Origin of the sequence: Streptomyces sp. NPDC060064 (assembly GCF_042736455.1) — a bacterium.
Lineage (GTDB): Bacteria > Actinomycetota > Actinomycetes > Streptomycetales > Streptomycetaceae > Streptomyces.
Window position 1 is genome coordinate 54,114 of sequence record NZ_JBHWWF010000009.1, and the last position, 11,637, is coordinate 65,750.

8 protein-coding genes are annotated in these 11,637 nt (G+C 69.4%); 6 read left to right on the forward strand and 2 right to left on the reverse strand.

Going from position 1 to position 11,637, the window contains the following annotated elements; genetic code table 11:
• Positions 1 to 16: 16 nt before the first annotated feature.
• The gene (locus tag ACFWDI_RS13580; RefSeq protein ID WP_385303648.1) at positions 17 to 1,192 is read right to left on the reverse strand and encodes a trypsin-like serine peptidase; all 1,176 of its coding nucleotides are present in this window, start codon (positions 1,190 to 1,192) and stop codon (positions 17 to 19) included.
• A gap of 305 nt (positions 1,193 to 1,497) precedes the next feature.
• Between ACFWDI_RS13580 and ACFWDI_RS13585 the strand changes: the two genes are divergently transcribed.
• Genes ACFWDI_RS13585 through ACFWDI_RS13605 form a run of 5 tightly spaced genes read left to right on the forward strand, consistent with a single transcriptional unit; the run spans position 1,498 to position 9,470 of the window.
• Complete coding sequence (locus ACFWDI_RS13585) at positions 1,498 to 2,874, forward strand: diaminobutyrate--2-oxoglutarate transaminase family protein (RefSeq protein ID WP_385303650.1); 1,377 nt, start codon at positions 1,498 to 1,500, stop codon at positions 2,872 to 2,874.
• 27 nt (positions 2,875 to 2,901) lie between these two features.
• Positions 2,902 to 4,803: an IucA/IucC family protein gene (locus ACFWDI_RS13590; protein WP_385303652.1), complete on the forward strand. Its 1,902-nt coding sequence runs from the start codon at positions 2,902 to 2,904 to the stop codon at positions 4,801 to 4,803.
• A gap of 41 nt (positions 4,804 to 4,844) precedes the next feature.
• On the forward strand, positions 4,845 to 5,579 hold the full coding sequence (locus ACFWDI_RS13595) for a GNAT family N-acetyltransferase (protein WP_385303654.1): 735 nt from the start codon (positions 4,845 to 4,847) through the stop codon (positions 5,577 to 5,579).
• A gap of 59 nt (positions 5,580 to 5,638) precedes the next feature.
• A complete protein-coding gene (locus ACFWDI_RS13600) occupies positions 5,639 to 7,450 on the forward strand; it encodes an IucA/IucC family protein (RefSeq protein WP_385303656.1) in 1,812 nt (603 codons plus the stop codon).
• 49 nt (positions 7,451 to 7,499) lie between these two features.
• Entirely contained in the window at positions 7,500 to 9,470 is a 1,971-nt protein-coding gene (locus ACFWDI_RS13605; RefSeq protein WP_385303659.1) for an ATP-dependent DNA helicase, read from the forward strand.
• A 147-nt stretch (positions 9,471 to 9,617) separates the two neighbouring features.
• On the opposite strand, the gene lexA is transcribed toward ACFWDI_RS13605, so the two are convergent.
• Entirely contained in the window at positions 9,618 to 10,403 is a 786-nt protein-coding gene (lexA, locus tag ACFWDI_RS13610; protein WP_326653047.1) for a transcriptional repressor LexA, read from the reverse strand.
• A 563-nt stretch (positions 10,404 to 10,966) separates the two neighbouring features.
• Between lexA and nrdR the strand changes: the two genes are divergently transcribed.
• The gene (gene nrdR, locus ACFWDI_RS13615) at positions 10,967 to 11,479 is read left to right on the forward strand and encodes a transcriptional regulator NrdR (RefSeq protein WP_362688903.1); all 513 of its coding nucleotides are present in this window, start codon (positions 10,967 to 10,969) and stop codon (positions 11,477 to 11,479) included.
• The last annotated feature ends 158 nt before the right edge of the window (positions 11,480 to 11,637 follow it).

The following is an 11,637-nucleotide window of genomic DNA, read 5'->3' on the forward strand; positions in this document are numbered from 1 at the left end:
CCCTTTTGTGGACTGCTTACTGGCCCGCGAACTTCTTGCTGACCGAGTTGTAGACGCCCTTGGCCTCGTCACCCAGGCGGGGACCCGCCAGCCAGCCGGCCGTCACCGGGCCGATGGAGGTGTTGGACACCAGGGCGGGCTTGCCGTCCCGGCCGTTGGCCACCCAGCCACCGCCGGAGGAACCGCCGGTCATGGTGCAGCCGATGCGGTACATCGTCGGCTCGTTGGCCTTGATGGACAGTCGGCCCGGCTTGTCGGAGCACTGGAAGAGCTTCTGGCCGTCGTACGGCGGCGCCGCGGGGTAGCCCTTGGCAGTCATGTTATTGATCTTCGGTACAGCCGGGGCGTTGAAGTCGACCGGAAGCGCCGAACCGACCGTCTCCTCAAGCGACTTGCCCGTACCGCCCTTCTCGGGCGTGACGTGGATCACCGCGAAGTCGAACGGAGCGCCCTGGCCGCCGGTCGCGGCGCCCTGGGAGATCCACTGCTCGGAGGTCTGGGCCCAGTCGCCCCACCACACGCCGTACGGAGCGATCTGCTCCTTGGGAGCCTTCTCCAGCGTGGCGGTGGGCTTGGCGCCGTCGTTGTACGACGGCACGAAGGCGATGTTGCGGTACCAGCCGCCACTCTTTCCGGCGTGCACACAGTGGCCCGCGGTCCACACCATGTTGGACTTGCCGGGGTGGGCCGGGTCCTTGACGACGGTCGCGGAGCAGACCATCGAACCCTCCGGGCCGTCGAAGAAGACCTTGCCGGCCTCGGCGGCGCTGGAGTGGTACGGAGCCTTCACGGCCTGCGCGTTGACCGGGGCGGGCGTGGGGTCGGTGACACCTTCGTCGCCCGAGATGTCGTTGTCGACGGGCTTCTCCGGCGGCTTGTCGGCATCGCGCATCCGGTCCGGGTCCCAGAGGCCCTCGATGATCGGGTTGACGAAGTCCTTGGCCTCACGGAGCCACTTGTCCTTGTCCCAGTTCTTCCACTCGCCGTTCTTCCACTTGTCCAGGTCGATCCCGCGCTCCTTGAGCCGGTCCTTGAGATCGTCCGGGATGGTGATTTTGCCGTCGGTGGGCTGGCTGGCGGGCGTGCTCGGCTTCTCGCCCGCGTTGTCCTCGCTCGGACCGCAGGCGGTGGCAGCCAGCGCGAGTACAGCGGCGATGGAGGCCGCTGCCAGCGTCGGGCGAATGGGTCGCATGTCGTGATCCCCCTGGGACTTCATAACTCTGAACTGTCGAAACTTCACAAAGCGTTGCTCAGCCGGGGGCCGTACGTGGAGCCTGGCCCGGCTGCGGCCCCCACTATGCCGGTGCCGATGGGGACGGTGCGCAGCAGGTCCGCGGTTCCGTCACCGCAAGGATCTTCCGAATGCCCGTAATCCCCCGCTCCCGGCGTCGTTGGGTACGTACGGGGGGCACAAGGCCAGCGTTCAGCGTGGGTGGGCGGCCTACGAACGCTGTACCGATGTGCAACGCAACTGTTACAGCTGGAGGACCAACAGCCGTGGCCGTGACCGAACCTGCTCCGGTGGCGCTGCCTGCCGCACACGAGGGGATTCTGCGTCGGCAGTCGCTCCGCGAATCTGCGGCCCGTACGTATGCACGCTCGCTGCCCATCGTTCCCGTACGGGCCCGGGGACTGACGATCGAAGGAGCGGACGGGCGGCGCTATCTCGACTGCCTTTCCGGGGCGGGGACTTTGGCGCTCGGGCACAACCATCCTGTGGTTCTCGAAGCGATCAGGAAAGTGATCGACTCGGGAGCGCCGCTGCATGTCCTCGACCTCGCCACCCCGGTCAAGGACGCGTTCACCACCGAGCTGTTCGCCACGCTGCCACCGCAGTTCGCCGACGACGCCCGGGTCCAGTTCTGCGGGCCTGCCGGCACCGACGCGGTCGAAGCCGCCCTCAAACTCGTCCGGACGGCGACCGGCCGAAGCGGCCTCCTTGCTTTCACCGGCGCATACCACGGGATGACGGCCGGCGCGCTCGACGCCTCGGGTGGCGCCACCGACGTACGCGTGACCCGGCTGCCCTTCCCGCAGAACTACCGATGCCCCTTCGGGATCGGCGGCGAACGCGGTGCCGAACTCGGGGCCCGCTGGACCGAGAACCTCCTCGACGACTCCAAGGGCGGAGTGTCCACGCCGGCCGGGATGATCCTGGAACCGGTGCAGGGTGAGGGTGGAGTGATCCCGGCCCCCGATGCCTGGATGCGCAGGATGCGGGAGATCACCGCCGCCCGCTCGATTCCGCTGATCGCCGACGAGGTGCAGACGGGCGTCGGGCGCACCGGTGCCTTCTGGGCGGTCGAACACAGCGGTGTCGTGCCCGATGTGATGGTGCTCTCCAAGGCGATCGGCGGCTCCCTTCCACTGGCTGTCATCGTCTACCGGTCCGAACTCGATGCCTGGCAGCCCGGTGCCCACGCCGGCACCTTCCGCGGCAACCAACTGGCCATGGCGGCGGGCGCGGCCACCCTCGCCTTCGTGCGCGAGAACCGGCTCGCCGACCGCGCCGCGACCCTCGGGGCGCGCATGCTGGGCCGATTGCAGGGACTGGCCGCGGCCCACCCCTGCATCGGAGACGTACGCGGCCGGGGCCTCATGATCGGCGTCGAGCTTGTCGACCCGGACGCCGCCGCCCCCGACGCCCTGGTCCCGCCGACCGCCCCGGCACTCGCCGCCGCTGTCCAGCGGGAGTGCCTGAACCGCGGGCTCATCGTCGAACTCGGCGGACGCCACTCCGGTGTCGTACGGCTACTTCCTCCTCTCACCCTCACCGACGAACAGGCCGTGGCCGTCCTCGACCGCTTTGCCGACGCCCTGGCCGACGCCGAACGCTCCATGCGACACCGCACCGACAACGGGCAGTTGCACTGACCCGGACAAATCACAAGGAAGCCCTCCGTGAACCCCACCCCCGCGCCCGATGTGCCCGAGGCCGACGGCCGTCCCACCGCCCACCACCAAGGACAGGGCGGAATGTGTGGCCCCCTCATGGTCGAGGCGGCGGCGGTGCCCCGCCAACAGACGGGTGTTCTCGGCGAACAGCACACGCCCACGGCCGGCGCGTCCTCCGGCGCCCGAGCCGCAGAGCCCCTCGACCATCCGGACCCGCAGCGAGCTGCGGACGCGGCCGCCGTCGAGAATCTCCTCCGCTGCTGGGTACGGGAGAACGACCTCGCGAAGCCGGACGGCGCCACCCTGCGCATCCCGCTGCACGCCAGTGGCACCGCGCTGCTCGTCCCGGTGCGGTACTGGTCGGTCACCGGCTGGCACCGCTTCGGCCTGCCCGCCCTGGAGGGCGGTCCGCGCGACGCGCCGGGCGTCGATGCCGTCACCGTCGCCGCACTCCTTGGCCGGGAGGCGGGCCAGAGCGAAGGAGCCGATCTGGTGGGCCGCGTCGCCGACTCGGTGCGGCGCACCACCGACTTCATCACCGACCGCCGCGCCCACCCCGCTCCCGCGCCCGAGGCGGATCTCTTCCTCACCGCCGAGCAGTCCCTTGTGCTGGGCCACCCGCTGCACCCGACACCCAAGAGCCGCGAAGGACTCTCTGACGCCGAAATCCGGCTCTACTCACCGGAGTTGTACGGCTCCTTTCCGTTGCACTGGATGGCCGTCGACCGCTCTGTCCTGGCCACCGAATCGGCATGGACCGAACACGGCCGCACCCTGTCGGCCGAGCAGCTCACCGCCCGCCTCTGCGGTGACCTCCAACTCCCCGACCACACCGTTCCCTTGCCGCTGCACCCCTGGCAGGCCCGCGAACTGAAGCACCGCCCCGCCGTCGCAGCCCTCCTCGACGCTGGTCTCCTGCACGACCTCGGTCCCTATGGAGACCCCTGGCACCCCACCTCCTCGGTCCGCACGGTGCACCGTCCCGGCGCCCCGGCCATGCTCAAGCTCTCGCTCGGCGTACGCATCACCAACTCCCGTCGTGAGAATCTCCGCAAGGAACTCCACCGCGGCGTCGAGGTGCACCGGCTGCTCCGCACCGGCCTCGCCGAGCAGTGGCAGGCCGCCCACCCCGGCTTCGACATCGTGCGGGACCCCGCGTGGCTCGCGGTCGACACCGCCGACGGCGAAGCCGTACCCGGCCTCGACGTCATGCTGCGCCACAATCCCTTTGGCCTCGGCGACGACGCCGTCTGCATCGCGGGACTGACCGCACCTCGCCCCTGGCCGTCCCGCCCCGGAATGCACTCGCGCCTCTCCGACACGGTGGAACGGCTCGCCACGCGCACCGGCCGGCCTACCGGCGCGGTCGCCGCCGAGTGGTTCCTGCGCTACCTCGATCACGTCGTACGCCCGGTGCTCTGGCTGGACGCCACCGCCGGCATCGCTCTCGAGGCCCACCAGCAGAACACGCTCGTGATCCTCGACCCTGAGGGCTGGCCCGTCGGCGGCCGCTACCGAGACAACCAGGGCTACTACTTCCGCGAGTCCCACCGTGCCGCACTCGAGCGCCGCCTTCCCGGCATCGGTACCGTCAGCGACACCTTCGTCTCCGACGACGTCACCGACGAGCGCTTCGCCTACTACCTCGGCATCAACAACGTCCTCGGACTGATCGGGGCCTTCGGAGCTCAACGCCTCGCCGACGAGCGCGTACTCATCGCCGCTTTCCGGCTGTTCCTCACCGCGAATGCAGGCATGGGGTCGCCGTTGCCCGCTCAGCTTCTCGATGCGCCCATCCTGCGGTCCAAGGCCAATCTGCTCACGCGGCTGCGCGGCCTCGACGAACTCGTCGGTCCTGTTGACACCCAGTCCGTCTACGTCACCATCACCAACCCCCTTCGTCCTTGAGGGAACACAACCCGACCGAACTGCGAGAGGAGAGCGCCACCGTGCCTCCCACCGATGCGAGCACCGACACCGGAGCCGGGCCGGCACCTCAGCTCGGCGGAGGGGCGGAGGACACCTTGGACCTACAGCTTCCCGAGGAGCTCTTCGCGCTGTTCCGGGAGGACGAGCTGGCCTTCGCGCCTCAGCGCACGGACGACGGCGCCGGCCATCTGCTGGACACCCCCGCCTGCTGGGGGCCGGCCACCACCCCGCTCGGGCCCTTCCAGCTCGTCCCCGTCCGGATCGAACGGGATCTGGCGCTGATCAGTCGCTGGATGAACGACCCTGCCGTCGCCGCGTTCTGGGAGCTGGCGGGACCCGAGTCGGTCACCGCCGCCCATCTGCGTGCCCAGCTCGACGGCGACGGGCGCAGCGTCCCCTGCCTCGGCGTGCTCAGTGGCACCCCCATGAGCTACTTCGAGATCTACCGTGCCGACCTGGACCCACTGGCGCGGCACTACCCGGCCCGTCCTCATGACACCGGAATCCACCTCCTCATCGGCGGTGTCGCCGACCGCGGCCGCGGTGTCGGCTCCACTCTCCTCAGAGCCGTCGCCGAGCTCGCTCTCGACAATCGACCCCGCTGTGCACGAGTCATCGCGGAACCAGACCTGCGCAACACCCCCTCCGTATCCGCCTTCCTGAGCGCCGGCTTCCGCTTCTCAGCCGAGGTCGACCTCCCTGACAAGCGAGCTGCCCTCATGGTCCGCGACCGCGCCCTTCGCAACCTGCTGTGAACGACCCGCTGCCTTACTTACACCGCTCGACCCGCATCGGTTCCACTCGAGGAGTCCCCGTGCTGAAGTCCCCTGCCACCCATGACTCCGCGGAGCCGACCGCGGTCCCGTTCACCCCGCCCGGGCTGAACCCGCAGGGCTGGGACCGGGCGGCCGGCCGTCTCCTCGCCAAGATGCTCGGTGAGTTCGCCTACGAAGAGATCATCGAGCCGGTCCCCGGCGCGGGTGACCACTACACACTCGCGCTGGACGACGCATGCAGCCTGTCCTTCCGCGCCCGGCGCGGGGCATACGGAAGCTGGCGCGTCGATCCGCACTCCATCGAGCACCAGGGCCGGCGCTTCACCGACCCGCTTGCCTTCCTCGCCCGGGCCCGACGGCTCCTCGTCCTCGACGGAGCCACCCTCGGCCATCTCCTCCGCGAGCTGTCCACCACCCTCGCCTCCGACACCAGGCTCGACCACACAGCGCTGACCTCGGCCGAGCTGGCCGATCTCGGCTATGCCGAACTCGAGGGCCACCAGACCGGTCACCCGTGGCTCGTCCTCAACAAGGGCCGCATCGGTTTCTCCGCCACCGACACCGCCCTCTGGTCGCCCGAGGCCCGCAGACCTGCCCGGCTCCCGTGGATCGCGGTCAGCTCCAACCTCGCCGCCTACCGCGGTGTCCCCGGACTCGGCGCCCCCGAGGATCTGTACGTCCGTGAACTCGACCCTCCCGTACGCGAGTCCTTCACGGCCACCCTGCGCGCCAGGGGCCTCGACCCCGACACGTACCTCTTCCTCCCCGTACACCCCTGGCAGTGGGACGAGGTGCTCCTGCCCCTCTTCGCGCCGGCCATCGCCCGGGGCGAGATCGTTCCGCTGCCCACCGACGGCGATCTGCGGCTGCCGCAGCAGTCCATCCGTACGTTCGCGAACCTGGACCGCGCCGACCGGCACACCGTCAAGCTGCCGCTGTCGATCCTCAACACCCTCGTCTGGCGCGGACTCCCGACCGAACGCACCCTCGCAGCCCCCGCCGTCACCTCTTGGGTGCACGGACTGCGCGACGCCGACCCCTTCCTGCGCGACGAGTGCGGTGTGATCCTCCTCGGCGAAGTCGCCTCGGTCACCGTCGAGCACCCCCTCTACGACCACCTCACGGAGGTGCCGTACCAGTACAAGGAACTCCTCGGCGCGATCTGGCGCGAGCCGCTCCAGCCCCGCCTCGCCCCTGGCGAGCGGGCCCGCACCCTCGCATCGCTCCTTCACACCGACCCGCAGGGCCGCGCTTTCACCGCCGAGCTGGTCGGACGTTCCGGGCTCGACCCCACCGTCTGGCTTCAGCGTCTCTTCTCCGCACTGCTGCCGCCGCTGCTGCACTTCCTCTACCGCTACGGCACCGTCTTCTCCCCGCACGGAGAGAACGCCATCGTCGTCTACGACTCGAAGGACGTTCCGGTGCGTCTCGCGATCAAGGACTTCGTCGACGATGTGAATGTCAGCGCCCGGCCGCTGCCCGAACAGGACTCGATGCCCGACGACGTACGCGAGATCCTGCTCACCGAGGACCCGTCCTTTCTCACTCAGTTCATCCACTCCGGGCTCTTCGTGGGTGTCTTCCGCTTCCTCGCCCCGCTCTGCGAGGAGCAGCTGGGCGTACCGGAAGAGGAGTTCTTCGCGCTCGTACGGGCGGAAATCCTGCGGCACCAGGCCCGTTTTCCGGGGCTCAAGGATCGTTACGAGATGTTCGACCTGCTCACGCCCCGTATCGAGCGCCTGTGCCTCAACCGGAACCGGCTCCACCTCGATGGCTACCGTGACCGTCCCGACCGGCCCCACGCCGCCGTCCACGGCACCGTACCCAACCCTCTGGGCCCCTCTCGATGAACGGACGCGTGACCGCGTTGTCAGTGGTGCCCCGTAGGGTGGTCGGGCTATGACGAAGCCATCCCTCCCCGAGCTCCTGCACGCCGCTGTCACCGCCGTCGGCGGCGTGGAACGGCCAGGCCAGGTCACCATGGCCGAGGCCGTCGCCGAAGCCGTCGACGACAATGCGCACCTCCTCGTCCAGGCCGGCACAGGCACCGGAAAGTCCCTCGGCTATCTGGTGCCCGCCCTGGCGCACGGCGAGCGCGTCGTGGTGGCCACGGCCACTCTGGCCCTGCAGCGCCAGCTCGTGGAGCGTGATCTTCCGCGTACGGTCGACGCGCTGCACCCGCTGCTGCGTCGGCGGCCCGAGTTCGCGATGCTCAAGGGGCGTTCCAACTACCTCTGTCTGCACCGCCTGCACGAAGGCGTTCCGCAGGAAGAGGAGGACGGCCTCTTCGATCAGTTCGAAGCCGCCGCGCCCACCAGCAAGCTCGGCCAGGACCTGCTGCGGATGCGTGACTGGGCCGACGAGACCGAGACAGGAGACCGCGACGACCTCACTCCCGGAGTCTCCGACCGGGCCTGGGCGCAGGTCTCCGTCTCCTCCCGGGAGTGCCTCGGCGCGACGAAGTGCGCCTACGGCGCCGAGTGCTTCGCGGAGGCGGCCCGTGAGCGCGCCAAGCTCGCCGATGTCGTCGTCACCAACCACGCACTGCTGGCGATCGACGCGATCGAGGGCGCCCCGGTGCTCCCTCAGCACGAGATGCTGATCGTGGACGAGGCCCATGAGCTGGTATCCCGGGTCACCGGCGTCGCCACCGGCGAGCTCACCCCCGGCCAGGTGAACCGGGCCGTGCGCCGCGCGGCGAAGCTGGTCAACGAGAAGGCCGCGGACTCTCTCCAGACTGCTGCCGAGACCTTCGAGCGGCTGATGGAGCTCGCGCTCCCGGGTCGTCTCGAGGAGCTCCCCGAGGATCTCGGGTACGCACTGATGGCGCTGCGCGACGCGGCCCGTACGGTCATCTCCGCCCTCGGCTCCACCCGCGACAAGTCCGTCCAGGACGAGGACGCCGTACGCAAGCAGGCCCTCGCGTCCGTCGAGAACATCCATGACGTCGCCGAGCGCATTACCCAGGGCTCCGAGTACGACGTCGTCTGGTACGAGCGCCACGACCGATTCGGCGCGTCTTTGCGGGTGGCTCCGCTCTCCGTCTCCGGGCTGCTGCGCGAGAAGCTCTTCGCCGAACGATCGGTGGTGCTGACCTCTGCCACGCTCAAGCTCGGCGGTGACTTCAACGGCGTCGGTGCCTCGCTCGGCCTCGCCCCGGAAGGCACCGAAGGCGAGGACGTCCCGCAGTGGAAGGGTCTCGACGTCGGCTCGCCCTTCGACTATCCCAAGCAGGGCATCCTCTACGTCGCCCGCCATCTGGCGACGCCGGGCCGCGAAGGCTCCCGGGGCGACATGATGGACGAGCTCGCCGATCTGGTGGAGGCGGCCGGCGGCCGTACGCTCGGCCTTTTCTCCTCCATGCGGGCCGCCCAGGCGGCGGCCGAGGAGCTGCGCGGCAGACTCGACAAGCCGATCCTGCTCCAGGGCGAAGAGACCCTCGGCGAACTGATCAAGACCTTCGCCGCTGACCCGGAGACCTGTCTGTTCGGCACGCTCTCCCTCTGGCAGGGCGTCGATGTGCCCGGGGCCAGCTGCCAGCTGGTGGTGATGGACCGGATCCCGTTCCCACGCCCCGACGATCCGCTGATGAGCGCCCGCCAGAAGGCGGTGGAGGAGGGCGGCGGCAATGGATTCATGGCCGTCGCAGCGACGCATGCCGCCTTGCTGATGGCCCAGGGAGCGGGCCGTCTCGTCCGTGCCACAGGTGATCGGGGCGTCGTCGCCGTACTCGACCCGCGGCTCGCCAACGCCCGCTACGGCAGCTATCTGCGCGCCTCACTGCCCGACTTCTGGTACACCACTGACCGTAACCAGGTACGTCGCTCGCTGGCCACGATCGATGCCGCCGCCAAGGCGGACGGCAAGTAGTTCCCCTGCTGAACCGCACGCACTGAACCGCACCTGGTGAACCGCCTGGACCGCACCTGGTGAACCGCACTCAGCCGCACTCGGACACAGCAGGGCCCCGGGACCGGCGCAGTGGGTCCCGGGGCCCGGTCAGAGCCGGCGGGTCTGTCACACCCGCCGCAGCACCGCCACCACCTTGCCGAGGATCGTCGCCTCGTCACCGGGGATGGGCTGGTACGCAGCGTTGTGCGGGAGCAGCCACACATGGCCGCTCTCCCGCTTGAACCGCTTGACGGTGGCCTCGCCGTCCAGCATCGCGGCCACGATGTCCCCGTTCTCCGCGACGGGCTGGCGTCGCACCGTCACCCAGTCCCCGTCGCAGATCGCGGCCTCGATCATCGAGTCGCCGACGACCTTCAGTACGAACAGCTCGCCGTCCCCGACCAGCTGGCGGGGGAGCGGGAAGACGTCCTCGACGGATTCCTCCGCGAGGATCGGGCCGCCTGCCGCGATCCGGCCGACGAGTGGCACGTACGACGCGGCGGGCTTGCCCGTCGTGTCCGTCGGCTGGGTGCTGGGCTGGTCGGAGCCGCGTACCTCGTACGCCCTGGGCCGGTGCGGGTCCCTGCGCAGGAAGCCCTTGCGCTCCAGCGCCATCAGTTGATGTGCGACGGATGAGGTGCTGGACAGGCCTACCGCCTGACCGATCTCGCGCATCGACGGTGGGTATCCGCGCCGCTGCACGGAGTCCCGGATCACCTCGATGACGCGCCGCTGCCGATCCGTGAGGCCGGAGCTGTCTGCCCGGATCCCTGGAGGTCGGCCGGGCAGCGAACGCGTGGGCTTGGGACCCTCCGGGGTCGTGGCTGCGTCATTCATGGCATGCACCGGCTCGAATCGGTTCTGGGAGCGGTCCTGGGCAGTGATGGTGGCACTGTCTGCGGTGGTGGTCACGTCGGCCCCTCTCGAATGGTCTCCCTAGCTGGACAACGGTAGTTGGTTTCGAAAGGTTGCGCCAAACACACGTTCGAGTGAAAAATCGCAGATTGCCTGACGTGGGCGTCTGGCTGGGTGTATGTGCGAACGATCTGTCCGCGAGGCATTTCGGGCCACTACGCTAACCTTCACCGCCGCGGCGCGGTGAGGCGGGGTGATTCCAGTCTGGCACCCGGGGGTCAGGAATCCGCGGAGCCGCGCGTCTCCCGTACTCTCGTGGCCGGTCCCGCGCCGCCCGGATGCCGCGGCGAGGTGCTCGTACGCCGCTGGTGCAGCCTTCCCGCGGCCCCCCGCCGCGTTGCGGCCGTGCACCCGCCGCGCCCCCGCCGCGTGACACGCGCGCTGAGAGCCAAAGCGCGACCAAACCCCAGATCTAGTGGTTGGATTGTGTCTGTCGCCCAGAAGTTGTGGTCCCCGGTCCTTCAAGACCGTGGTCATCGCCTATGCTTGGGGCTGCTTCGGAGGGCTTCGATCTGCCTGTCGAGGTCATTCAGTCGTGCTGTGAAGGAGGGTTGGGAGCCATGCACTGCCCCTTCTGCAGGCACCCCGACAGCCGTGTCGTCGACAGTCGCACCACCGACGACGGAACGTCGATCCGGCGTCGTCGGCAGTGCCCCGACTGCTCCCGCCGCTTCACGACGGTGGAAACCGCCTCGCTGATGGTGATCAAGCGCAGCGGGGTGACCGAACCCTTCAGCCGTACCAAGGTCATCTCCGGCGTGCGCAAGGCGTGCCAGGGACGGCCGGTCACCGAGGACGCCCTCGCCCAGCTCGGCCAGCGGGTCGAGGAAGCGGTGCGTGCCACCGGCAGCGCCGAGCTGACCACCCATGACGTGGGTCTGGCCATCCTCGGCCCCCTGCAGGAACTCGACCTCGTCGCGTACCTGCGCTTCGCGTCCGTGTACCGGGCTTTCGGCTCACTCGAAGACTTCGAGGCTGCCATCGCGGAACTCCGCGAGCAGCGGCCTCCCGCAGAGGAATGCGGGATCGGCGAGACCCTCGAGGTCCCCGTGCCCGCCACCGCCGCCGACTGAGCAGTACCGGCTGACCGGCTCGGGCCCGCGAAAATCCCGTCGGCCGGCAGCGGAGCGGCAAAAGACCTGTCACGGGCGCTGTGCGCGGCGCCCGAGGCATCAGACACACAATGTGCCACGGGAAGATCTGGGCACTTCAGGGCGTTTTTGCCCATGTA

Coding starts and splice junctions, on each gene's coding strand:
- ACFWDI_RS13605 (WP_385303659.1), top strand. CDS start 7,500: ATGACGAAGCCATCCCTCCCCGAGCTCCTGCACGCCGCTGTCACCGCC.
- nrdR (WP_362688903.1), top strand. CDS start 10,967: ATGCACTGCCCCTTCTGCAGGCACCCCGACAGCCGTGTCGTCGACAGT.
- ACFWDI_RS13580 (WP_385303648.1), bottom strand. CDS start 1,192: ATGCGACCCATTCGCCCGACGCTGGCAGCGGCCTCCATCGCCGCTGTA.